The organism is Streptomyces sp. NPDC096339, from assembly GCF_044762985.1.
Lineage (GTDB): Bacteria > Actinomycetota > Actinomycetes > Streptomycetales > Streptomycetaceae > Streptomyces.
Map to the genome: position 1 here is coordinate 156956 of NZ_JBIWFI010000012.1, position 22735 is coordinate 179690.

At 73.2% G+C, this 22735-nt stretch carries 21 protein-coding genes and 1 pseudogene; 6 read left to right on the top strand and 16 right to left on the bottom strand.

Features of this window, described 5'->3' with window-relative positions; genetic code table 11:
- Window positions 1-62 precede the first annotated feature (62 nt).
- Together ACIQ5Y_RS18350 and ACIQ5Y_RS18355 are read right to left on the bottom strand one after the other, a co-directional pair.
- The gene (locus ACIQ5Y_RS18350; protein WP_403880902.1) at window positions 63-398 is read right to left on the bottom strand and encodes a MazG-like family protein; all 336 of its coding nucleotides are present in this window, start codon (window positions 396-398) and stop codon (window positions 63-65) included.
- 26 nt (window positions 399-424) lie between these two features.
- Window positions 425-1042: a helix-turn-helix domain-containing protein gene (locus tag ACIQ5Y_RS18355; RefSeq protein WP_403880905.1), complete on the bottom strand. Its 618-nt coding sequence runs from the start codon at window positions 1040-1042 to the stop codon at window positions 425-427.
- Between the two features lie 77 nt (window positions 1043-1119).
- Between ACIQ5Y_RS18355 and ACIQ5Y_RS18360 the strand changes: the two genes are divergently transcribed.
- Window positions 1120-2589, top strand: coding sequence for an MFS transporter (locus ACIQ5Y_RS18360; protein ID WP_403880908.1), 1470 nt, complete (start codon window positions 1120-1122; stop codon window positions 2587-2589).
- Window positions 2590-2622: 33 nt separating this feature from the next.
- Here the strand turns inward: ACIQ5Y_RS18360 and ACIQ5Y_RS18365 are convergent, their stop codons facing one another.
- Together ACIQ5Y_RS18365 and ACIQ5Y_RS18370 are read right to left on the bottom strand one after the other, a co-directional pair.
- On the bottom strand, window positions 2623-4599 hold the full coding sequence (locus tag ACIQ5Y_RS18365) for a helix-turn-helix domain-containing protein (protein ID WP_403880911.1): 1977 nt from the start codon (window positions 4597-4599) through the stop codon (window positions 2623-2625).
- Between the two features lie 13 nt (window positions 4600-4612).
- Window positions 4613-5512: a class I SAM-dependent methyltransferase gene (locus tag ACIQ5Y_RS18370; protein ID WP_403880914.1), complete on the bottom strand. Its 900-nt coding sequence runs from the start codon at window positions 5510-5512 to the stop codon at window positions 4613-4615.
- Between the two features lie 213 nt (window positions 5513-5725).
- Between ACIQ5Y_RS18370 and ACIQ5Y_RS18375 the strand changes: the two genes are divergently transcribed.
- Window positions 5726-6028, top strand: coding sequence for a hypothetical protein (locus ACIQ5Y_RS18375; RefSeq protein WP_403880917.1), 303 nt, complete (start codon window positions 5726-5728; stop codon window positions 6026-6028).
- 140 nt (window positions 6029-6168) lie between these two features.
- Complete coding sequence (locus tag ACIQ5Y_RS18380) at window positions 6169-6630, top strand: Crp/Fnr family transcriptional regulator (protein ID WP_376655822.1); 462 nt, start codon at window positions 6169-6171, stop codon at window positions 6628-6630.
- An 8-nt stretch (window positions 6631-6638) separates the two neighbouring features.
- On the opposite strand, the gene ACIQ5Y_RS18385 is transcribed toward ACIQ5Y_RS18380, so the two are convergent.
- Both ACIQ5Y_RS18385 and ACIQ5Y_RS18390 read right to left on the bottom strand, forming a co-directional pair.
- A complete protein-coding gene (locus ACIQ5Y_RS18385) occupies window positions 6639-9107 on the bottom strand; it encodes an ABC transporter permease (protein ID WP_403880920.1) in 2469 nt (822 codons plus the stop codon).
- A complete protein-coding gene (locus ACIQ5Y_RS18390) occupies window positions 9101-9838 on the bottom strand; it encodes an ABC transporter ATP-binding protein (RefSeq protein ID WP_403880923.1) in 738 nt (245 codons plus the stop codon). Before ACIQ5Y_RS18390 ends, ACIQ5Y_RS18385 begins: the two co-directional genes overlap by 7 nt.
- A 283-nt stretch (window positions 9839-10121) precedes the next feature.
- On the opposite strand from ACIQ5Y_RS18390, the gene ACIQ5Y_RS18395 reads away from it, so the two are divergent.
- Window positions 10122-10610, top strand: coding sequence for a subtilase-type protease inhibitor (locus ACIQ5Y_RS18395; protein WP_403880925.1), 489 nt, complete (start codon window positions 10122-10124; stop codon window positions 10608-10610).
- 64 nt (window positions 10611-10674) lie between these two features.
- On the opposite strand, the gene ACIQ5Y_RS18400 is transcribed toward ACIQ5Y_RS18395, so the two are convergent.
- Genes ACIQ5Y_RS18400 through ACIQ5Y_RS18410 form a run of 3 tightly spaced genes read right to left on the bottom strand, consistent with a single transcriptional unit; the run spans window position 10675 to window position 12955 of the window.
- Window positions 10675-11523 carry a GNAT family N-acetyltransferase gene (locus ACIQ5Y_RS18400; RefSeq protein WP_403880928.1) on the bottom strand — a complete coding sequence of 283 codons (849 nt, stop codon included), beginning with the start codon at window positions 11521-11523 and terminating at the stop codon, window positions 10675-10677.
- Window positions 11524-11544: 21 nt separating this feature from the next.
- Window positions 11545-12462 carry an ATP-grasp domain-containing protein gene (locus ACIQ5Y_RS18405; protein WP_403880931.1) on the bottom strand — a complete coding sequence of 306 codons (918 nt, stop codon included), beginning with the start codon at window positions 12460-12462 and terminating at the stop codon, window positions 11545-11547.
- A 49-nt stretch (window positions 12463-12511) separates the two neighbouring features.
- A complete protein-coding gene (locus tag ACIQ5Y_RS18410) occupies window positions 12512-12955 on the bottom strand; it encodes a hypothetical protein (RefSeq protein WP_403880934.1) in 444 nt (147 codons plus the stop codon).
- Between the two features lie 290 nt (window positions 12956-13245).
- Between ACIQ5Y_RS18410 and ACIQ5Y_RS18415 the strand changes: the two genes are divergently transcribed.
- Window positions 13246-13971, top strand: coding sequence for an SIR2 family NAD-dependent protein deacylase (locus ACIQ5Y_RS18415; protein ID WP_403880937.1), 726 nt, complete (start codon window positions 13246-13248; stop codon window positions 13969-13971).
- A gap of 213 nt (window positions 13972-14184) precedes the next feature.
- Here the strand turns inward: ACIQ5Y_RS18415 and ACIQ5Y_RS18420 are convergent, their stop codons facing one another.
- The 7 genes and pseudogenes from ACIQ5Y_RS18420 to ACIQ5Y_RS18450 all read right to left on the bottom strand — a co-directional run.
- Window positions 14185-14667, bottom strand: coding sequence for a VOC family protein (locus tag ACIQ5Y_RS18420; protein WP_403880940.1), 483 nt, complete (start codon window positions 14665-14667; stop codon window positions 14185-14187).
- Window positions 14668-14795: 128 nt separating this feature from the next.
- A complete protein-coding gene (locus ACIQ5Y_RS18425) occupies window positions 14796-18383 on the bottom strand; it encodes a CDP-glycerol glycerophosphotransferase family protein (RefSeq protein ID WP_403880943.1) in 3588 nt (1195 codons plus the stop codon).
- A 166-nt stretch (window positions 18384-18549) separates the two neighbouring features.
- Complete coding sequence (locus tag ACIQ5Y_RS18430) at window positions 18550-18927, bottom strand: hypothetical protein (protein ID WP_384756796.1); 378 nt, start codon at window positions 18925-18927, stop codon at window positions 18550-18552.
- Between the two features lie 140 nt (window positions 18928-19067).
- Entirely contained in the window at window positions 19068-19490 is a 423-nt protein-coding gene (locus tag ACIQ5Y_RS18435) for a roadblock/LC7 domain-containing protein (RefSeq protein WP_403880946.1), read from the bottom strand.
- A gap of 86 nt (window positions 19491-19576) precedes the next feature.
- The gene (locus tag ACIQ5Y_RS18440) at window positions 19577-20353 is read right to left on the bottom strand and encodes a transcriptional regulator (RefSeq protein ID WP_403880949.1); all 777 of its coding nucleotides are present in this window, start codon (window positions 20351-20353) and stop codon (window positions 19577-19579) included.
- A complete protein-coding gene (locus ACIQ5Y_RS18445; RefSeq protein WP_403880952.1) occupies window positions 20350-20754 on the bottom strand; it encodes a hypothetical protein in 405 nt (134 codons plus the stop codon). The genes ACIQ5Y_RS18440 and ACIQ5Y_RS18445 overlap by 4 nt, the downstream gene beginning before the upstream one ends.
- Window positions 20755-20940: 186 nt before the next feature.
- Window positions 20941-21156 (bottom strand): annotated as a pseudogene (locus ACIQ5Y_RS18450) (helix-turn-helix domain-containing protein); the annotation flags it as partial.
- Between the two features lie 210 nt (window positions 21157-21366).
- Here ACIQ5Y_RS18450 and ACIQ5Y_RS18455 point away from each other — a divergent pair.
- Window positions 21367-22671 (top strand): M48 family metalloprotease, encoded by a 1305-nt coding sequence (locus ACIQ5Y_RS18455; protein WP_403880954.1) that lies wholly within the window; start codon window positions 21367-21369, stop codon window positions 22669-22671.
- Window positions 22672-22735 lie beyond the last annotated feature (64 nt).

Consider the following 22735-nt stretch of genomic DNA (forward strand, 5'->3'; position numbering starts at 1 on the left):
TGTGACCGTACGGGCGCACCCTAGGGTGATTCGCTGTTCTGTTCACGCCAAATGAAGGAATCTCACTCCGCCCCCGCCGCCGGGAGGAACTTGCCCGCCTTCAGTTGGAGCTGACCCTCGAAGTACTCCGCCGCGTCGGGCCGCATCCGGGCGAGGGCGACCATGCCCGTGATGATGACGTCGCACACCTCGTCGTGGACGTCCTCCCAGCTGTGCGAGTGTCCCTTGCGGGGGTTGGTGCCCTTGGCGCCGATCACCGCCTGGGCGGCCTCCCCGAACTCCTCGCCGATCTTGAGCACTTGGAGGACGTGGCTCTCCTCGGGCCTTATCCCCTTGCCGGCGTCCGAGGCGTTGAAGCGGTCGGCGAGGGCGCTGATGGTGTCCCATGGGGTCGTCACGGCCAGACCCTACAGGCGCCGCCGGTTCAGCGCGGCTTCGCCCGGACGTGCATCCGCTCCCCCTGCCTGCCGAAGAGGCTGAGGATCTCCACGGGCCGCCCGTCCGCGCTGGTGAACCAGTGGGGCAGCCGGGTGTCGAACTCGGCCACCTCGCCCGGGCCGAGGACGAGGTCGTGCTCGGCGAGGACGAGGCGCAGCCGGCCGTTCAGCACGTACAGCCATTCGTAGCCCTCGTGCGTACGGTGGTCCGGCTCGGAGCCCCGGTCGGTGATGATCATCTTGTACGCCTGGAGTGGGCCCGGGGTCCGGGTCAGGGGGACGAACGTACCGCCGCTCGGCAGCGGATGGGGCGTCAGCCGGACTCGGGGATCACCCACCTCCGGGGCACCGACCAGGTCGTCCAGCGGCACGCCGTACGCCCCGGCGAGCGGCAGCAGCAGTTCCAGGCTGGGCCGGCGCCCACCGGACTCCAGCCGCGAGAGGGTGCTCTTCGAAATGCCGGTCGCCTCGGAGAGCGCGGCCAGGGTGAGGCCCCGGGCGGCGCGCAGCCGCCGGAGCCGGGGGGCGACCTGGTCCAGGACTGCCTGGTACGGCCCCGGCTCGCCCTGCGGGTCGTCCGGTGCGGTGTCGGCTGAGGTGTTCATGTGGGCATTCCATCCCTCCGTCCCGGAAACGGCAACAAGAGTTGCCGCAGCACCCCGGCGGGCGCACGCTCCGGCCCATGAATCCTCACAGTGACGCGACCCCGGTCGGCGCAGGACGGCACGACGACGAGCACCCAGGGGCAGCGGGGCGCATCCGGCGCCCGGCCCCGGCGCCCTGGGCGCTCGCGGGCCTGTCGCTGTCCATGCTGCTGTCCTCCCTCGGCACCAGCATCGCCAATGTCGGGCTGCCCACGCTGGCGCGGGCGTTCGACGCCTCGTTCCAGCAGGTCCAGTGGGTCGTCCTCGGCTACCTGCTCGCCATCACCACTTTGATCGTCGGCGCCGGGCGGCTCGGTGACCTCTTCGGCCGCAGAAGACTGCTGCTCGGCGGTCTGCTCCTGTTCACGGCGGCCTCCGCCCTGTGCGCAGCCGCGCCGTCGCTGTGGTGGCTGATCGCCGCCCGGGCGGCGCAGGGCCTCGGAGCGGCCGTCATGATGGCCCTGACCATGGCCTTCGTCGGCGAGACGGTTCCGAAGGAGCGGACCGGCAGGGCGATGGGGCTGCTCGGGACGATGTCCGCGATCGGTACCGCTCTCGGTCCGTCCCTGGGCGGCGCGCTCATCGCGGGACTCGGCTGGCGGTCCATGTTCCTCGTCAACGTGCCGCTGGGCGTCCTCACCCTCGTGCTCGCGCACCGCTTCCTGCCCGCCGACCGGCAGCGTGAGCCCGGGGCCGGGCGGCGCCGCTTCGACGGCGTCGGCACCCTGCTGCTCGCCCTGACCCTCGCGGCCTACGCACTCGCCATGACCATCGAACGCGGCGGGTTCGGTGCGCTCGGCCTGGCCCTGCTGCTCGCCGCCGCGGTCGGTGCCTGTCTCTTCGTACGCGCCGAGACCCGGTCGGCGTCGCCGCTGGTCCGCCTCGCGACCTTGCGCGATCCGGTGCTCGGCGCGGGCCTCGCGATGAGCGCGCTCGTCTCCACGGTGATGATGGCGACGCTCGTCGTCGGCCCGTTCTACCTCGCTCGTACGCTGGGCCTCGACGAGGCGCCCGTCGGGCTGGCGCTGTCGGTGGGACCGCTGGTCGCCGCCCTGACCGGGGTGCCGGCCGGGCGGGGCGCGGACCGGTTCGGCACCCGGCGTGCGACCATCGCCGGGCTCGCCGCGATGGCCGCCGGCTGCGCGCTGCTCGTCCTGCTTCCCGCGACGCTCGGCGTCTGGGGCTACGTGCTCCCCATCGCGGTCGTGACCAGCGGCTACGCGCTCTTCCAGACGGCCAACAACACGGCCGTCATGGCGGATGTGAGCCCGGACCGGCGGGGCGTCGTCTCGGGACTGCTCAATCTGTCGCGCAATCTCGGACTCGTCACGGGCGCGTCCGTCATGGGCGCCGTGTTCGCCTTCGCGTCGGCGGCCCCCGACGTGGCGGCCGCGTCCGCCGGCGCCACGGCCACCGGGATGCGGACCACGTTCGCGGTCGCGGCGGTCGCGATCTGCCTCGCGCTCGCCCTGGCGTGGAGGCTCGCGCCAGCCCGTCCCACCTCCTAGTCCTCTGGCCGGAAAGGGTTGCCGGTCAGGGCACTAGTCGGCCGCGTGCACCCGGTGGACGCGCAGGGCGAGCTGGAGTTCCAGGGCACGCTCGGGGCGCTGCCAGTCCGGGCCGAGCAATCGGCCTATCCGGTCCAGGCGTTGGACCACCGTGTTGATGTGCACGTGGAGGGTTTCTCGGGCCCTGGACTGGTTCATGCCGGCCTCGAAGTACACGGTCAGGGTGCGGACGAGCTCGGTGCCCCGCTGTGCGTCGTACTCCAGCAGGGGTCCCAGCGTGCGGTGGACGTAGCCGCCCAGGTCCGTCGGGTCGCCGAGCAGCACGCCGAGGAAGCCCAGGTCGCGCAGGGCCGCCCCGGTGCCGGAGCGGCCCAGGGCCCGCAGGGCGGTGCGGCAGCGGCGGGCCTCGGCATGGGCACAGGCGAACGCCGCGTGGCCGGTGGCCGGGCCCGCGGCGCCGACCGTGACGGGGGCGGCGAGTGCCTGGCCCAGCTCGTTCGCGAGGTCGGCCGCGCAGGCACCGGGGGTTTCGGAGGGGCATATGAGGACCACGTCCCCGCGGTGTACCCCGGACAGGCCCTTGCGAGCCTGCGCGATGCGGGCGGCGGCGGCCGGCAGCCGCGACGCGGTTCCCGGATGCGGTGGCCCGGGGCGTACGGGCCCAGGACGTACGGACGCGGAGTGCCCCGGCTCGGAGTGCACCCGCTCGGGGCGCGCCGGCTCGGGGTGCAGGACGAACACCGCGTGCGGCTGGTGCAGGTCCACGCCGAGGCGCCGTGCGCGGCTGGCCAGCCCGGCCGGGTCCGCGGCCCCGCCGAGGAGGTCGCCGAGGAGTTCGCCGCGCACCCGGTCCTCGGCCTCGGCCACCGAGCGGCGCAGGAGCAGCAGCAGGGCCGTGACCACGGCCGCCCGTTCGAAGAGGCGGCGGTCGGCGTCGTCGAGGTCGGCGCGGCCGCTCAGGGCGATGCCGCCGAGGAGTTCGGGGCCGGCGAGGACCGCGCACACCCAGGTTCCCGCGACGTTCACGGCCCGTCCGTCGGCCCGGGAGGCGGCGACGGCCCGGGCCGGCGGGGGCTGCGGGTCGGTGCCCGCACGGGCGAGTTCGATGCCGTCGGCGTCGTGGATGAGCGTGCCGCCCCGCAGCAGGGCGCCGATGGCGGTCGCGACGTCGGTGATGTCCCCGCCGCGCAGCACCAGGTCGGTCAGCCGGTCGTGGGCGTCCTCGGCGCGGCGGATGGCTTCGCTGTGCGCCTCGATGGTCCGCGACGCCGCGTTCAGGTCGACCAGCGCGGTCCGCGTCTCGTCCAGGAGCCGGGCGCCGTCGATGGCGATCGCGGCGTGGTCGGCGAGGGAGGACAGCAGCGCCACCTCGTCCGGGGTGAACGCGCGGGTGGTGCGGTCCGCCGCGTAGAGGACGCCGATCACCCGCGCGCCCAGCCGCAGCGGTACGCCGAGGATGGCCCGCAACCCTTCCTCGGCGACGGCGTGATCGATGGTCTCGGTGTGCCGGAACCGGGAGTCGTCGCGGTAGTCGCCCGTGGTGTAGGGACGGGCCGTCTCCGCGACGAGCCCGCCCAGGCCCTCGCCCATGCCGAGGCGCACCTGCTGGAACGCGGCCGAGACGGAGCCGTCGGTCACGCGCATGTAGGTGTCGCCCGCCTCGTCGTCGTTGAGGGACAGGTACGTCACGTCGGTGCCGAGGAGCAGTTTGGCCCGGTGGACGATGGCCTTGAGTACGGCGTCCGGGTCCCGGAGCCCGGCGAGGTCTCCGGCGGTGTCGAAGAGGGCGGCGAGCTCCGCTTCCCGTCGGCGGAGCCGGCCGAGCGTACGGCGGATGCGCAGTGCGACCCGGGTGGCGTCCGCCATCGCCGCCGCCTCCGCCTCGGAGAGGTCCGGGTCCGCTGCGTGCGGCGGTGTGAAGCTCTCCGCCGGGGCGCCCTCGACCAGCAGGTCCAGCAGCTTCAGCGCGTGGCGCAGCGCGGTGTTCGGGTGCTTCCCGGGGATGGGCATGGGGCGCTCTCCGTCAGCTCCGCGACGCGCGCAGCGAGTACAGGACGGGCAGGTGGGTGTCCCCGAAGGGGAGCCGGTACAGGCCGTCCTGACCCTGGCTCAGGATGCCCCGGGGGTCGAACTCGGCGGCGGTGTGCTCGCCCAGGTGCTTCACGGTGAGCCCGGCGTCGGCGATCGCGCTGACGATGTCGCCGAGGGAGTGCGGGTACTGCACGGTGTCGTGCCCGGGCACGGGCATCCCCGGCTCGGCGTACGTCCCGGTGACCGTCTCGCGCTGCGGCTCGCCCCCGCCGTAGGGCCAGTCGGCGACGAGCGGTTCGACGGTGGCGATCGTCTGGAAGGCGGGGTGCAGGTCCACCATGACCAGGCTTCCCCCGGGTTTCAGCGCCATGGCGGCGCCCCGGGCCCAGGCCTTGACGTCGGCGATCCAGCACAGGACCCCGTAGGTGGCGACGACGACGTCGAAGCCGTCCGCGAGGTGTTCGGGCAGTCGCTGGGTGTCCGCCTCCACGAAGGTGGCGGCCAGGCCGGTCCGTTCGGCGAGCGCGCGGGCCCGTTCGACGGCCGCCGGGGAGAAGTCGACGCCGGTGGCCCGGGCGCCGAGCCGGACCCAGTTCAGCGTGTCCATCCCGAAGTGGCACTGGAGGTGGAGCAGGTCCTTGCCCACCACCTCCCCCGCCAGTTCGCGTTCGAGCGCGTACAGCGTCTGGCGCCCGGCGACGAAGGATTCGACGTCGTAGAACCTGTCGGTGGAGGTCGAGCCGTGGATGCGGGCGCGGGTGTCCCACAGCGCGCGGTTCAACGCGAGTCCTTCTTGCCGGCCGGGCACGTCCTCGGGCGCGTCTTCGGGCACCTCTTCCGGCGCGTCCTCGGGCGTGTCTTCGGGCATCTCTTCGGGCGCGTCTTCGGGCATGCGCCGAGCATGCCACGGCCCCGCGCCGCCCGGGGCCCGGCCCCGGTTCCCGCCCGTTCGCCGCGCCGATCAGGGGCCCATCCCCGGCGACGGGAACCGGCCGCCGCCGCCCGATCACTCAGGGTCACCCGCACGAAACCGCCCCGCGCCGCGCCACGCCCCTCTACCGTGCCCTCAGACGATGGGCGCGGCACACCGGAGGGGATCGGGCGGATGAACGACGAGGAAGACATGCGACTGGCGGGGATGACCCCGGAGATCTCGCTGCGCGCCCTCACGATGCTGCGCGGCCTGGTGGGCCTGGAGCCGCCCGAGCAGGTGCCCGAGGACGCCATGGAGGTCGCCGACGCGATCCTGGCCCGGCACGGAACCGACGGGCTCCGCGTGCTGGCGATGACCCTCGCCTCCTGGGTCACGGCGCAGATCGAGAACGTCGCCGAGCTCAGCGGTCGCAGTCACGAGGCGGTACTGGACGCGATGGAGCTGGCCTGCCTCGAGGCCAACGCCGACGACTGACCGGACGGGGCGCGGCCCGGCGCGGCCGGGCGCGGACACCGCCGAAGATGCCGCGCGCGATCCGCTTGGCATCGGGCGGGTGTCGGCGACACTGGGGAGAGCAGGAGCGTCGTCGTGGGGGGTCGTGATCGGAGGCCGTCGTGAGCACACCTTCCCCCATCCGGATCGCTGCCGTGCTGTCCGCGGAGCACCGCGGCCGGCTGATGTCCCAGGCCCGTGAGGTCAATTTCGAAGAGGGTGCGCGGATCTTCGAGGAGGGCGCACGCGCGGAGTCCTTCTGGATCGTGCGCTCCGGCACCGTGACCCTGCAGATCCCCATGCCCGGCGTCCGGCGGCCCGCTTCGGTGGAGAGCCTGGGCCCCGGTGAGCTGGTGGGCTGGTCCTGGCTCTTCCCGCCCTACGTGTGGCAGCTGAGCGCGGAGGCGATGACCCCGGTGCGCGCGTACGAGTTCGACGGGGTGACCGTACGGATGCTCATGGACTCCGATCCCGCCTTCGGGTCGGCCATCGGGCACTGGGTCGGCCGGGTCCTCGCGCTCCGGCTCCAGCAGACCCGTACCCGTCTCCTCGACCTGTACGCCCCGCGCATGGCGGCCGGCTAGGCCGTCCGCTATCCCCGTAGGCCTGCCGGCCCGACCGCGGGTCGGCGCAGCGACACCGCGGCGGAAGCGGTGGCGGAGAGCACCGCCAGGGCCGCGCAGGCGGCGAAGCTCACGCCCATCACCTCCCAGGGGATCACTATGGGGCTACGGACTCCCAGGAGCCCCAGGGCAGCCCGGATCCCGCCCAGGTTCAGGGCTGCGACGAGGGCTCCGGTGACCGCGCCGACGAGGACGACGAGCAGGGCCTCCCACGCCACCAGGCGCAGCACCTGCCACCGGGTGGCGCCGGCCAGCCGCAGTACGGCGAGGTCGCGGGCCCGGTCGGAGGTGGCCATGACGAGGGTGTTGGCGAGGGCGATGCCGGTGTAGAGCAGGGCGATGCCGAGGACGAGCAGGAAGCCCAGTCTGGTCGTGCGCGTGGTCTTCGGGTAAACGGCCGCCACCCACTGGTCCTTGGTGAGGAGCTTGCCCCCGGCCTGCCCGACCGCCCGGGCCAGGCCGGAGCCGACGGCTGTGGCGTCCGCACCAGGGGTGAGCCGTACGTCGATCCGGTCGACGGGCGCGCCGGTGGCGTTGGCCGCGGTGACGTAGGCGCCGTTGTTGCCGGTGCCGATGGCCATCACGCCCGCGATCCGCAGGGTCTTGCGGCTGCCGTCGCCGAGCCAGAGGTCCACGGTGGATCCGACGGTGTGCCGTTCCCATTCCCCGGTGACGATGACGGACCCGTCGTCGAGGTCGGCGACGCTGCCCGCGATGAGGGGCAGTTCGGCGGTCCGGGCGAGGGCCGCCGGGTCGACGGCGCGGGCGTCGGAGCGGATCAGTGCCACGCCCTCCTCCAGGACGTAGACGGCGGTTGCGGCAGTGGCGGAGATCTCGGCTCCGGGGACGGCCCGGAGCCGTTCCACGGCGGCCCTGTCGAAGCCCCCGGCGCCGGCCGTGATCACGAAGTCGGCGGTGGTGCGCTGCCGGACCTCGGTGGCCTTGGCCTCGTTCAGGGTGGCGGTGGCCCCCATGAGGGATCCGGCCAGCGCCACCGTGACGAGCACGGGGGCGGCGATGGCGGCGGTACGCCGTGTTCCGGCCGCCGCGTTCTCCCGCACCAGCATCCCGCCGGCGCCCGGGAGTCGGGCCGGGAGCCAGGCGACGAGCCGGACGAGCGGCCTGACCAGTACCGGGGCGAGCAGCGCGAAGGCGACGATCAGCAGCATCGGGCGGCTCGTGTAGGTCTTGCGGTGGAGCAGGTCGGACGGGTCGTCGAGCAACGCGATGGCGAGGGTGACGAGGCCGGTAAGGAGGAGTCCGGCGCCGAGGACCCAGCGTCCCGGGGTCATGGTGCGGGTCTCCACTGCGGCCTCGCGCAGCGCCTCGGCGGGGCCCACCCGGCCGGCCCGCCGGGAGGCGGCGGCGACCCCGGCGAGGGCGACGAGCAGTCCGGTCCAGAAGGCCAGGTGGTAGGGCCAGGTGGCATCGCCGATGGCGAACCGGCGCGGTGCGAGGTCGGCGTCCACGGACCACCGGGCGACCAGGGGTGCCCCGTACGAGCCGAGGAGGCAGCCGACGGCGGAGGCCAGTACGCCCAGGAGCAGCGCCTCGGTGAGCACCATGCGGCGGATCTGCCCGGGGGTGGCTCCGGCGGTGCGCAGCAGGGCGAACTCCTTGCGGCGCTGGGCGACGGCGAAGGCGAAGGTGGAGGCGACGACGAAGACCGACACGAAGCCGGTGACCCCACCGGCGGTGCCCAGCATGGCGTTCACGGCGAGCAGGGCCTCGCTGTCGCGCTCCGGGTCGGGGTCGGCGTGGCGGATGTCCCGGCCGGTCAGTACCCGTACGTCCGGGTCCTGGCCGACGGCGGCCCGTACGGCTGCCGGGTCGGCGGCCACGACGAGTTGGTCGATGGCGGGCGAGAGGCGGGCGGCCCGGGCGTCGGTCCAGAAGACGGCGTCCTCGAAGCCGGGGCGGTGCGGGGCGCCGGGGTGGGAGACGGTGCCGACGACGGTGGCGGGGCCGCGGTCGGTGGTCAGCCGGTCCCCGGGCCGGGCCCAGCCGGTGGTGACGACCTCGCCGTCGGACTCGGGGGCCCGGCCGGTGTCGAGGGTGTACGGGGCGAAGGCGGCGACCGACCAGGGATGGCCGACGAGCCGCCCGGGCCCGCCTTCGGCGCGGACGGGGAAGGAGCGGTCCTCGGTGACGGGGCCGAGGCCGGCGAGCCGCCGGGCGAGTTCGGGGGCGACGGACTTGGGGTGGGCCAGTTCGCGGGTGCGCTCTCCGATCGGAGTCGCGACGCGGAGGGTGTCGTTGCCCTTGACGACGACGGTGGCCCGGGCCAGGCGTTCGGGCTGCTGCTCCGGGGCGTCGAGGGTGGCGGCGAGCGCGAGTCCCATGGTGGCGATCAGGCCGACACCGAGGGCCAGGGCGACGAAGCTTCCGACGAAGGTGACCCAGCGGGTGCGCAGGGTGCGCAGGGCGACGCTCAGCACGGCACGGTCTCCAGCTTCGTCATCCGGGCGGCGATCTCCTCGGCACGGGCGCCGTGGAGTTCCCCGGCGAGGCGGCCGTCGACGAGGAAGACGACGCGGTCGGCGTAGGAGGCGGCGAGGGGGTCGTGGGTGACCATGACGACCGTCTGGCCCTCGGTGTCGACCATGGTGCGCAGCAGGGTGAGCACCTCCCGTCCGGTCTGCGAGTCCAGTGCTCCGGTGGGCTCGTCGCCGAAGAGGACGTCGGGTCGGGTGATCAGGGCGCGGGCGAGGGCGACGCGCTGCTGTTGTCCGCCGGACATCTCGGAGGGCCGGTGCCGGGCCCGGTCGCCGAGACCGACCCGGGCGAGTACCTCGCGGACCTCGGCCTTGGCGGGGCGACGGCCAGCCAGGCGCAGCGGGAGGGAGACGTTCTGTTCGGCGGTCAGGGAGGGCAGCAGGTTGAAGGCCTGGAAGACGAAGCCGATCCGGTCCCGGCGCAGCAGGGTCAGCCTGGTCTCGCCGAGCCGCGTGAGCTCGGTCCCGCCGACGGTCACGGTGCCGGAGGTGGGCCGGTCGAGGCCGGCCGCGCACTGCAGCAGGGTGGACTTGCCGGAGCCGGAGGGGCCCATGACGGCGGTGAAGCTGCCCCGGGGGAAGTCGAGGGTGACCTGGTCGAGTGCGGTGACGGCGTGGTCGCCGGCCCCGTAGAGACGGCTGACGTCCCTGAGTTGGATCGCGTCGTTTTCCATGCCCCAAGCCAACCGTCCGGGGCGGTCCGGCACAGCGGGGCCAGAGGGTGTCCCGGGGGTATGGCCGGCCATACCCCCGGAGGTTTCCGGAGCGTCTCCCCGTCGGTGTTCGGCCGATTAGGCGGCGCGCTCCCGCACAGGTCAGGGCATCGACCGACGCTGCTGTCTGCACTCATTCGTACACGATCGGTGACGAAAAACAGGGGTGCGAACGGGCGTTCACGTCCCGGGTGGGCAAGACTGCGTCCGCTATCCGAAACAACGACCCAAGGGAGTGTTCGAAATGCGGTCCATCGCAAGGAGTCTCGGGCTCGGATCCGCCGCCATGGCGCTGACCGCGCTGACCGCGCTGGCCTGGCCCGGGGCCGCCGGCGCCACCCCTGCCACCCCTGCCGTCACGGCCGCTCAGGCCGGCGCGGCCGCCCCCGCCGGCACCGCGAGCCTGTACGCGCCGTCCGCGCTCGTGCTCGGTGTGACCGCCGGGGACGACGCCCGCAGGGGTACGGTGCTGCGCGCGGTGACCCTCGTCTGCGCGCCGGCGCCCGGCGGTACGCACCCGGACCCGGTCGCGGCGTGCGGTGAATTACGCCGGAGCGGCGCCCGGTTGGACGCGCTGACCGCCCCGGCCGCCGACACGGCGTGTACCAGGGAGTGGAACCCGATGACGGTGACGGCCGACGGGGTGCTGGACGGCCGCCGGCTGAACTACGCGCACGTCTTCGCCAACGCGTGCGGCCTGCGGAGCACCGAGAGCGTCCTGTTCGACTTCTGACCGTGCGCGGGACGGACCGGCCGGGCGGCGCCGTGCGACCGCCGTCCGGTCGGCCGCTGCGCGGTCAGCCCAGTTCGAGGCTGGTCACCCCGAACAGCTCGGCGAGGGCCAGTTCCGGGGTCGGGCCGGTGTACATGCGGGCGGTCTCGAAGGTGGGCTCCAGGCCCAGCGCCTCGAACAGCCCGGCGGCGTGCGGGTTGGCGTCGGGGACGTCCACGGCGACCGCCGCGCCGGGCGCGGATCGCGCGAGGCCCCGCACCAGCGCCGCCGCCACCTCCGGGTCGGCGGCGTAGAGCGGGCCGATCCGGTGGGCGCCGCTGCTCGGTCGGATCACGCCGAGGCCTTCGATGCGGCCGTCGCGGACCGCCGCGAGCGCCGTCCGGCCGGGCAGGGCGGTCCAGGCGGACAGGAAGGCGTCGCGGGGCTCGGGGAAGAACCGTCGGTCGTAGGCGGCGAGCCGGCCGAAGGGCAGCGAGGCCGCGTCCACGATCTCGACCCGGCCGCCGGCTTCGCCTTCGGCCCGGGGCACGCCCTCGTAGCGCATGTTGTTCCAGGCGTGACGGAACCCGGACTTGCGGTAGTTGTCCTGCTGTTCGACGACCCCGTCCAGGCCGATGAGCCGCCCGTCGAGCCTTCGCATCGCCGCGTCCCACATGCGGATGCCGTAGCCCTGGCCTCGATGGGAGGGGCGGGCGATGTAGAAGCCGATGAAGCCGAAGCCGGCTCCGTAGCGGACGGCGGAGACGCAGGCCACCGGCTCGCCTTCGAGCCGGCCGACGAGGAAACCCTCCGGGTCGGCGACGGCGAACGCGAACCGGTCCGAGTCCCCCGGGTTCCAGCCCTCCTCGTCGGCCCAGCCACGGATCATTTCCATGTCGGCGGCGCTCGCGCCGGTGATCTCGAATGTCGTCATGCCCTGTGTTGTACCAGACCGTCAGCGGCCGGAATCGGGCTGATCATCCGTCAGGAGGGCGGTGAGCAGGGCAGGATCGACCTCCCGGTGCAGATCGCTGACCTGCCCGTCGCCGACCTCCACCACCCGCCATGCCCCGTCCGTGCGCAGCGCGAGGTCCGTGGTCACGAAGGGGCAGTCCAGCGCCCGTACGGCGGCCCGTACCGGTTCGAGGTCGCGCGCCGGGATCTCGGCGACCTCCGGGACCGGGCTGTCGGGGTGGGCGGTGAACAGCCGGGGCTCCCCGTCCCGCCACCAGACCCGGACCTCCGTGGCCGAGCCCTCGGGCGCGACGAAGGACTCGAAGGCCCTCAGCACCACCCCGCCCACGAGGAACTCGTCCTGGAGCTCGACGAAGCGGCTCACCACCCGGTGCAGGGCCACCGGGTCTGCGAGGTCGGGGATGTGACAGGCCTCGTGCCATTCGTGCTTGCGGGACTTCACGTAGTCCTTGACCACGGCCGCGCCGGGCGGCAGTCCGGCGGCGAGCGCGGCGAGCCGCTTCCCGTCCGGGATCTCCCCCGGGGCGACGGGCAGCCAGACGCTCGCCGGAGTGAGGGCGGCGAACGTCTCGTACCAGCCGGGGAGTTCGTGGGCCCGGCGGTAGGACTCGGGGCCGACGCGCAGTTCGGCCCCGCGCCGCCGCAGTGCCCCGTCCAGCTCGGCGTACCGGGCGGCGGGAACCATCCAGCCCCGGTAGCGGACACCGCCCGCCGAGGTGGGGACGCGCGCCACGGCCCGCTCGGAGTCCCCGGCGAGCAGCGCGTCGTGGTCGACGAGGGCGACCGCCGCGCCCTGGGTGCGCAGCGCCCTGGCCTCCGCCGCGAAGTGCGGGTCGGTACGGCGCCCGTTCAGCGGGTCGGCGCAGTACAGGACGGTCGCGGCGGGCGTGGTGGTCATGATCACGACCACCAGCCTAGTGAGCGCTCCCGGGCGCGGTCGCGGATTTTCAGCCCGCGCAGATCACGTCGTCGAGCCGGATCGGCTGGGAGTCCAACCGTACGTACGCGGTGAAGGTGTCCGTGGTCTCGGAGCCCCAGTGCGTGGTGACGGTGGCCCAGCCGATCCCAGCCGCCTGGGCGACGGTGACCGGGCCGATGCCGATGTCCTCGGGTTCGTTCTCGGCGCACAGGAGCACGTCGGCGTCCGTGTCCTCCTTCTGCTTGTCCTTGAGGACTTGCGAGACCTGGTTCTCGCGGCCGTCGTCGGAGGGGCCGTGGTCACCGTAGAACTCGCTGAGGAAGCGGGTGATCTCGGCGGCGGTGTGCCCACCCCGGGCCGCGGCGGGGACGGCGCCGTCCCCGTCCCGGGGGGCGGCGTGGCCGGGCGTCGGGGCCAGCAGGGCGAGCAGGGTCAGCGGCAGGACGCCGAGGCTGTACGGCATGAGCTTCATATCCGATATGTAACCCTCGGCCCCCGGCGGCGCGCCCCGGTGCGTCGCGTGTCCTACTCCCGTGGCGGGATCGATTCACCGCAGAAACGACTCTTCGGGGGCCGTTCCCCACCCCGGATTTCCGCGGGCTCCGGCCCGGATGCCCCGCCGGCGGGAACGATCGGAGAGGAAGCACGAGAGCGGGGCCACCGCGTACTCCGGATGGTGGATCCGGTGGCGGGCGGACGGGTGAAGGCCGGCGGGGCCAAATGCGTTCGCGGATGCGGGCGGTCTGTCCGTAGGGTCGGCGCATGGGAAAGCCGCTCGTCGCAGTGTTCAGTGGGGCAGGAATGTCCACCGATTCCGGGATTCCGGACTACCGGGGGCCGCAGGGTCTGTGGCGCCGGGAGCCCGACGCGGAGAAGCTCGTGACGTACGAGTACTACATGACCGATCCGGAGATCCGGCGCCGCTCCTGGCTGATGCGGGCCGAACTCGGCTCGGTCGGGGCGCGGCCCAACGCGGCGCACCTCGCCATCGCCGCACTGGAACGCGGCGGCACTCCGGTCCGGGTCCTCACCCAGAACGTGGACGGGCTGCACCAGCTCGCCGGGATGCCGCCGCGCAAGGTGTTCGAGCTGCACGGCACCGCCCGCGCGGTGGTGTGCACGGCCTGCCACGCCCGGTCCGGGATGGACGAGGCGCTGGCGCGGGTCGCCGCCGGGGAGCCGGATCCCGCCTGCCTGGCGTGCGGCGGGATCCTCAAGGCCGCGACGGTGATGTTCGGGGAGCGGCTCGACCCGGTGGTGCTGGGGCAGGCGATGGCCGTGGCCAAGGGCTGCCAGGTGTTCATCGCCGCCGGATCCACCCTCCAGGTGCAGCCGGCGGCCTCGCTCGCCGGGATGGCCGCGGAGGCGGGTGCCCGCCTGATCATCGTGAACGCGGAGGAGACCCCGTACGACTCCCTCGCCGACGAGGTCATCCGCGAGCCGATCGGCACCGCCCTCCCGGCCCTGCTCGCCCGGATCGCGGCCTGATAGAGGGTGTCCCGCACCCCGCCGCCGGGGGCGGCGGGGACGGGTGTGCGCCGGGGCGTCCCCGCAGGGCGTCGAACGCAACCACCCCGAGCTCTGCACCCCCTGGAAACGTTCGACGCCCGAGGAGACGCCCCGGCGCGCCCGGCCCCGACGGCCACGGCCCCGGGCTCCGGCGCAGCCGGCCTCGGCACGCCCGGCCCTCCCCCGCCGGGTTCAGGCGGCGTCCGCCGCCCTCCGCATCTCCGCCACGTCCAGCTTCTTCATCTTCATCATGGCGGCGGTGGCCCGGGCGGCCCGCTCCGGGTCGGGGTCGGTGACCAGGTCGATGGCGCCCGGCGGGATGACCTGCCAGGACAGCCCGAACCTGTCCTTGACCCAGCCGCAGGCCGACTCCTCGCCGCCGTCCTTCGTGAGCGCGTCGTAGTAGTAGTCCGACTCGGCCTCGTCGGCGCAGTGGATCTGGAAGGAGATCGCCTCCGAGAAGTGGAACTGAGGTCCGCCGTTGAGACCGACGAACTTCTGCCCGTTGATCTCGAACTCGACGACCATCACCGATCCTGCCGGCCCGGGACCCGCCTCGTTGTAGCGGCCGATCCGGCCCCGCTTGCCGTCCTTGAACACGGACAGGTAATAGTCCGCGGCCGCTTCGGCGTTGCCGTCGAACCACAGGCACGTGGTGAACCCGTTGCCGCTCATGACTGCCTCCAGGCGAGTGGGTGAGTGCGTGCGTGCGCACGTCCTCACATACAGACCGGCCCCGGGCCCGAAATTCATCGGTGGGCCCGGGGCCGGTCTGTGTCCGGTCTGGAATTGGCTCGTACGGCCTACTTCTCGCCGGCCTCGTTCATCGCGAGCATCCGGTCGACGACCCGCTCGGCGGCGTGGCCCTCGTCCAGGTCGCAGAACTCCTCGCGGAACGCGGCCCGCGCCGCCGCGTACTGCGCACCGACCGCGTCCACGTTGCGCACGGCCTCGATCAGGCTCGCCGAGTCCGCGAGCAGCGGGCCGGGCGCCTTGGCCTCCAGGTCGAAGTTGAAGCCGCGCAGCGTGCCCTTGTAGTGGGCCAGGTCGTACGTGAAGAGCAGGATCGGCCGGTCGGTGAGCGCGAAGTCGAAGATCGCGGAGGAGTAGTCCGAGATCAGCACGTCGGCCACGAGCAGCAGGTCGGCCGCGTCGGCCCAGCGGGACACGTCGACGACGAACCCGTCACGGACTCCGTCGCGGACCTGCTCGGTCACGTGGTGGTGGCCGCGGATCAGCAGGACGTGGTCCTCGCCCAGCTCGCGGCGGGCCGCCTCCAGGTCGATCCGCAGGTCCAGCTTGTAGCCGCCGGAGAAGCCCTCGCAGTTCTCGCGCCAGGTCGGCATGTAGAGGACGACCTTCTTGCCCTCGGGCAGGCCGAGCCGGCGCCGGACCTCGGCGATGCGCTCCGCGTCGGGCCGTACCAGCGCGTCGGTGCGCGGGCTGCCGGCCTCGATGACCTCGCCGTCGTAGCCGAGGGCCCGCTTGAGGAGCGGCGTGGCGTAGGAGCTCGGGGAGGCGAGCAGCGACCACTGGGCGCTGTCGTGTTCGAGGCCCTCCAGGATCTCCGGGCTCGTGTAGTAGTCGTGCACGAAGTCGTGCCCGATCTGCTTGATCGGCGTGCCGTGCCAGGTCTGGACGACGATCTGTCCGGGGCGGCGCCGGAAGCGGCGCGGGACGTTGTCGTTGGTCACGTAGTAGCGGGCCCGGGCCAGGACGTCCCAGGACTCCACGCTGTCGTACTGCACGGCGCGGGCGGTCGCGGGGACCTCGGCGCGGCCGTCACGGACCAGCCAGATGTGCTCCAGCTTCTCGCCTCGGCGCAGCAGTTCCTCGTGGATGGCGCGGGGCGAGTCGCCCGCGCCGGTCCCCTGGAAGGTGTCGTAGACGACGATGTCCTTGACCGGCAGGGCACGCTGCGCCGGGTAGGTCTCGTAGCGGGCGACGCGCTGGGCGTGGTTGGAGCGGTCGTGCGGGCTGAGCAGCGGGTCGGCCACCAGCACCGCGCGGTCGTGGAAGCGGGTCTCGACCCGCATCCGGCGGCCCTGCACCGTGACCGGGTGCGGACCCGAGAACAGCATGCCGGTGCTCATCTGCACGGGCGCGCCGCGGTCGACGCCGAGCAGGCCGGCGGTGGTTCCGCCCTCGGCGACCGGGCGCATGGTGGGCCACCAGCGGCCCTCGGGGAGGGTGGTGCGGCCGGCGTACGCCTCGGGGAGCATCGGCTCGAACTCGGCGGTGAAGCGCTCGCCGTCACGGGTGACGGGGTAGCTGAACTCCACACCGTGCGCGTTGTGCAGGACGAGCTCGTAGGGCTCGTCGGTCGGCGCGACGAAGCGGCCCCGCAGGGTGAGCGTGCCCTCCGCGGCGGTGACCTCGTCGATCAGCGGCGGCGAGGGCTGCACGGAGAGCGTGAGGTGTCCGGTGTTGCCGCGCTTCGCGAAGACGGCGCGGCCCTTGTCGGTTCCGGGCAGCGGCACGGCCAGGCCGTTGAAGCCGCCGCGCTCGTCGTGGGCCAGGCGGTGCTCGGTGCCGTCGGCGCCGAGCACGGACAGGCTCCAGGGCTCCGGGGTCCACTCGCCGGGCTCGCACTCGGTGTCCGGTACGGCGGCCAGCTCGGCCAGCTCGACCCGGGCGGTGAAGGGGACCCTGCCGCCGTCGGCGGAGTCGCCGGCCGCCGTCTCCACCGGGAAGGTGGCGGTGGTGCCGGTGGTGACGTGCACGGCCTGGAGGGCGACGGGGACGCCGACCGCGGCGGAGAGCTCGCCGATGATCTCCAGGGCGTCCTCGCCGGCCGGGCGCACGTCCAGGGCGCGGGCTCCGACGACCTCCACCTGGATGGTGAGGGATCCGGAGACGGTGGGGACGATGCGGACGTCCGGGGCCACCCAGTGCGGGGGCGGGTTCTGGCCGGTGTCGTGCTCGCCGCCGCGCAGGCGGGCGCGGTGCAGGCCGCCGGCGCCGGTGACGGCGACGGAAGTCGTCCACGTGCCGTCGCGCCACGTGCCGCCCGACTGGAAGATCGAGGGGTCGATGGCGGCGGTGAAGCCGGCCCAGCCGGCGTGCCGCAGGGCGAGGTGCGGGGACATCACGCTGGCCATCGGGGAGGCGACCGTGCGGGTGCCGACGACGGAGCGACGGCGCTTGCCGCCCTCGCGGAAGATCAGCATCTTGCGGGAGCCGAGGCGGCTCTCCGCGCCGAGGTGGCCGGGGAGGGCGTAGCCGCGCAGCTGCAGCTTGCCGTCGGACCAGGACGCCTGCTCGAGACGGCTGACGACGCGGCGCTCGCGCGGGCCGAGGGTGAGGATCTTGGCGGGGACCGGGGGGCGGCCGTGCAGGAAGGGGTAGTCCGCCTGCGGGCGGGCGAGTCCCTTGACCGGCACGCTGTAGTGGTAGTCGCGCTGGTGGTTCTGGAGGGCGATGAAGTCCTCGACGCGGCCCTCGCCGGCGAGGTAGGCCTTCAGCCGGTCCGCGACGGTCAGGGAGGACCAGGGGGCGGTGCCGATCTCGCGGACGAGGCCGCCGACCTCCTTGACGAACGCGGCGCGGAAGTCCGGGCCGCCTTCTCCGACGTACTTGTAGATGAGCGGGAGCTCCTCGCTCAGCACGTTGTAGTCGTAGTCGCGCAGGTAGCGGACGTACTTGGCGCCCTGCTTGGCCTTGAGGGACTCACGGACGAGGCGGACGGACTTCACGCGGTCGATGAGGGAGATCGGGTCGGTGGAGCGCTGGGTGATGGAGCGCTCGCCGGTCTCGCGGACGCGCCAGTGGTAGACGCAGTCGCTGAGGATGTCGACGCTGGCGGCGAAGTAGTGCGCGGGGATGCTGACCGGGGCGTCCTCGTAGAGGATGCCCTCCGGGTACTGGAAGCCGTGCCGGTCCCAGAAGGAGCGACGGTACACCTTGTTCCACGCGGTGCGGTCGGTGACCAGCGCCGGGAACTTGGAGATGTGGGTCTTCAGCTGCGTCCTGGCGAAGGCTGCCCGGTGACCCCAGGACTGCTGCATGCCCACGGAGCGGAAGCGCTTCACGTTGCCACCGGCGAAGTCGGAGCCGGTCTCGTCGAGCGCGGCGATCATGCGCTCGTAGGCGTAGTCCGGCATCGTGTCGTCGCTGTCGACGAAGGCCAGGTACTCCGCGTCCTTGTGGGCGTGGCGGGCACCGACGTTGCGCGCGGCGCCGAGGCCCGCGTTCTCCTGCATCACGACACGGAAGCGCTTGTCCTTGGCGGCGAACGCCTTGGCTATGACTGCGCTGGTGTCCGTGGACCCGTCGTCCACGAGAATGACCTCGAAGTCCTCGAAGGTCTGAGCGGCGATGGATTCCAGGCACTCGTCGAGATAGAGCTCGACGTTGTAAACGGGGACGACGATGCTCAGGCGCGGGGGCATGGGTGGCGGGTTCTCCAGCGTTTTATGCTTTATCGATGATCAGCTGCTCACAGCATCCTACTCTGTAACAGAATTATAAACTCCACCCATATAGGGCAAACGAAGCCGATCGCCGGGCGGACGGCAAGAATTAAACCGTCCGCCACCTCGACGACGCGGTCTTGCGTCAGATCTCCAGGTCCGACTCGATCTTCTTCAGCTGGTGACGGGCCATCGCGAGGTTGGCCCGACCCTTGTCGAGCACCAGGTAGAGGAAGAAGCCCGCCGCGGACCCCCGGGCGCGCATCAGCCGGATCAGGTGGTACTGGGTGCCGAGGGTGATGAGGATGTCCTCGATCTCGTCCTTGATCCCGAGCATCTCCATCGTGCGGACCTTGGCGCGCACCACGTCCGTGTTTCCGGCCGCGGCGACCGTGAGGTCGAGGTCCTTGCCGCCGCCGATGGTGCCGAGGGCCATGCCGCTGCCGTAGTCGACGAGTGCGGCGCCGACGGCGCCCTCGATGAGGGTGGTGGCTTCCTTGAGCGCTGTCTCCACGTTGGCCATGAGTCGTTCCTCTTTCTCGTTCGCTGAGTGATGTCGCTGGTGGTGTCTGTCTCGGTGTCTCTGTCAGGTGCGGTGGTACGGAACGGAGCAGTACGGGACGGCGCCGTACGGGACGGCGCCGTACCGGCGGCGGTGCGGGTTCACGCGGGCGCGGAGCCCGGACCCCGGCGGCGCCCGAGGGCGGGTTCGACGAGTTCGGCTATCCGGACGCTGGAGCGGCGGGCCTCCAGGTGGAGCCGCCCGACGTTGACCCGCGGTTCCGCGGTCAGGGTCAGGACGGCGGCGTCGCCCGCGGCGTAGGTCGCCACGTACCCCTCCTCGCCCCGTACCAGCAGCTCGCGGAATCCGCCCTGGCCCGTGCAGTCGCTGAGCCGCTGGGCCACCCCGAGGGCGGCCGCGGTCAGCGCCGCGACGGACTCGGCCTCGGTGGCGGTGCTGTCCTGGGCGAGGACCAGGCCGTCGGTGCTCGCGGCGAAGGCGCCGGTGAGCTGGGGCACTCGGGACCGCAGCCTGCGGAGCTCGGCGAGTATCTCGGCCTCCGCCTCGGGGGGCACCGTACTCATGTCGGACTTCCTCCTTTCGGCCGCCCTCGAATCGGGCTGCCTCCGCTCGGAGCGGTCGGTGCGCAGGACCGGTCGCAGCGGGAGCCTCACAGACTTGCCTCCAGTGCGTCGCGTAACCGGCGGAGCAGCGCCACGTCCGGGGATTGGTCCTGGGTCATCCAGTCGGGCAGGGGTGCCGCGGGCGGCTGCGGGGCCGGCGCGTGCGGCGTCTCGACCAGTCCGGCCGCCGCGAGGCGTCGTACGTCGAGCAGTGTGTGGAAGGCCGGCCGGCCCAGCACCCAGGCGAGGTCGGCCGGGGTGCGCACCCCGTCGGCGTGGTGCAGCAGGATCCGCTGCCGGGAGGTGACCGTCTGGCCGGGTGCGGCGGGCCGGGGCACCACCGGGGCGGTGTCGAGCTGCGGGTAGGGCCAGACCGCGTCGAGCAGTTCCCTGCGCCGGCAGGTCTCGCGCTCGACGGCGGCGGCCGGGACGGAGCGGACCGAGCCGATCCAGTGGGTGGCTCCGCGACGGAACCGGGAGGGGCCGCTGCCCGGGGAGAGCGCGAAGAACGCGGCGTCGAACATGGCGGCGAGATGGCATATCTCCAGTTCCCCGCCCGCGAGTCCGCCGCTGTCCACGAGGAAGCGGGCGACCTGGCGGCGGGCTCCTGCCCGGTCGACGGCCTCTCGCCAGCGCTCGGGGGCGAGGCCGCCGCCGGTGGTGAGCAGTACGTCGAGGCCGGGGGTGGCGGGGCTCTCCGCGTGCACGATGCGGCCGTCCTCCAGGAAGAGGGTGCCGCGGTCGCGGAGCAGTGCTCCGGTGGCCCGCTCGGCGGCGAGCCGGGTGAGGAGGGGGGAGACCGCGGTGGCCGAGGTGGCGGTCATCTGAGCACCAGCCCCTCTGCCAGGGCCCGGAGTCTGTGGCGCGCGAGGGCGAGGTTGCCGTCGGTGCGGTCGAGCCAGAGATGCAGGAAGACACTGCTGTCGAAGCTCGTCTCGACGAAGCGCAGTACGTGGTAGCCGGTGCGGGTGGTGACGATCAGGTCCTCCACGGGCGGGCCGGCCGCCTCGCCGCCTAAGGTCGCGGTGACCGCCGGGGCGAAGGACTCGTACTCGGCGGCCGCCCGGGCCAGCTCGGCGGTCTCGGCGGCGGTGGTCTCGTGGTCGCCCACGGGGGATTCCCCCGCGGTGCCAAGGGCCAGTCCGCTGCTCCAGTCGACCAGCGCGGCCCCCCGCGCACCAGGCAGGGCCATGGCTTCGAGCAGGCATTCGTCGATCCCGGGCACGCGGGCTCCCCTCCCGGCCGGACGTGCTGAGTGCACGGTCTGCGGCGCGACAGGAGGGAACTTACTCAACTTCCACACTGCGGAAGGGGGTTCTGGCATTTTCCGCTGGAACATGCGTCAAAGCGCAACCGACCTTGGCCGGATCGCTTCGACTTTTGATCAAGATGCGAGCGGTAGATCGTCCGCGAGTCGAAAAGCGCCGCCCTCGCGCCGGACGTAGCCCTCGTGGCCGAGCGTGCGCAGCAGGTGGTAAACGGTGGGCAATGGAATCCCCGTGATCCGGGCGAGCCTCTTCGCCGTGGCCCCGCCCTCGGCGTGCATCGCCTCCACGAGACGCAGCGCGCGCTGCACGGAACCGATCAGCGTGGGCGTGCCGTCCTTGCGATCGCGCTCGGAACCCATCCGGTCGTGTTCAGCGCCCATGAGTTGTCCCCCTGCTCCGCTACGAGTCCCTGGCGAACCCATCAAAGTCGCTCACCGGCCCCAAACCCGGCTGACTCGCTTGAACCCGAGCATGAGATCACCGCCCCCCGACCCGGGCGCGGCGCCGGAACGGCTGCCCTCTATCCTTCCCCGACCGCGGATCCCGGGGACCGCGGCAGGGAGGGGAGCATGGAGAGCAACACCACGACGGCCGCGCCGTCGACGCGGGCGTGCCCGGAATGCGGGAGCCCGGTGCCGCTGGACGCGAAGTACGTCGAGTGGTGCGCGGCCTGCGGCTGGAACGTGGACCCGGCCGCCCCCGATGCGGAGCCGGGGCGCGTCGCGGCCTTCCGGCGGCGGCTCGCCCGGGAGTACGGGGATCAGTTGTCGGCCGAGATGGAAGGGGGCGCCGACGGCAGCGCGCCGCGGGCGCGGGACTCCTCGACCGTGCCGGCCTCCGGGGTGGCCCTGCTGGTGCACGGGGTGACCGCGCTGCTGGTGGTGGCCGGTGTGTTGCTGGTGGTCGTGGGGTGGGACACCCTGGTCCAGCCGGCCATCGGGGCGCTGCTGCTGGGGATCGCGGTGGTGTTGCGTCCCCGGGCCGGACGGCTGCCGAAGGACGGGCAGGTGCTGTACCGGGCGGACGCGCCACGGCTGTTCGAGCTGATCGACGAGGTCGGCGCCGTGGTCGGGACGGCCGGGGTACACGCGGTGGTGGTGGGGCCCGAGGCCAACGCCTCGGTGACCGTGTACGGCGTACGGCGGCAGCGCGTCCTGTACCTGGGGCTCGGCCTGTGGGAGATCCTCGCGCCGCAGGAGCGGGTCGCGCTGCTGGGGCACGAGCTGGGCCACTTCGCCCACGGCGACGTCCGGCACTCCCGGGTCACCGGCGGCGCGCTGCACTCGCTGTCGGTCTGGTACTACCTGCTGGCGCCGATACCCTCCACCCGGTTGCCGGACCTGTTCGTGAACGCGGTGACCTTCGTACCTCGGTGGACGGTCTACGGGCTGCTCCGACTGCTCGACGGGCTGACCCTGCGGGCCTCGCTGCGGGCCGAGTACCTGGCCGACGCGAGCGCCGCGCGGGCCGGGTCCACGGAAGCCGCCGTCGCCCTGATGGACCGGCTCCTGGTGGCGGGTTCGGTCGACCAGCAGCTGCGCCGCGAGGCGGTGGCCGCGCAGATGCGCGGCGGGCGCGGCGGGCGCGAGGCCCGCGATCAGGCGGAGCGGGGGTTGTGGGAGCGGCTGGCGGCACAGTTCGCCGCCGTGCCGGAGCACGAGTACGAGCGGCTGCGGCGGGTCGCCGTCCTGCGCGGGCACAGCGTGGACTCCACCCACCCGCCGACCCACCTGCGGCGGCGCCACGCCGCCGCGGTCGGACCGTATCCGGCGCAGGTCGCCTACGCGGGTGCGCGGGAGGCGGCGGTGGCTGCCGAACTCGCCCCGTCCCGGGCCGTGCTGGCGCGCAGGGTCATCCTCGACTTCGTCCGCTGACCCGGCCTCGGGAGCCCCGGGCCGGGGTTCCGGGGCCGGGGCTCCGGGGCCAGGGCTCCGGGGC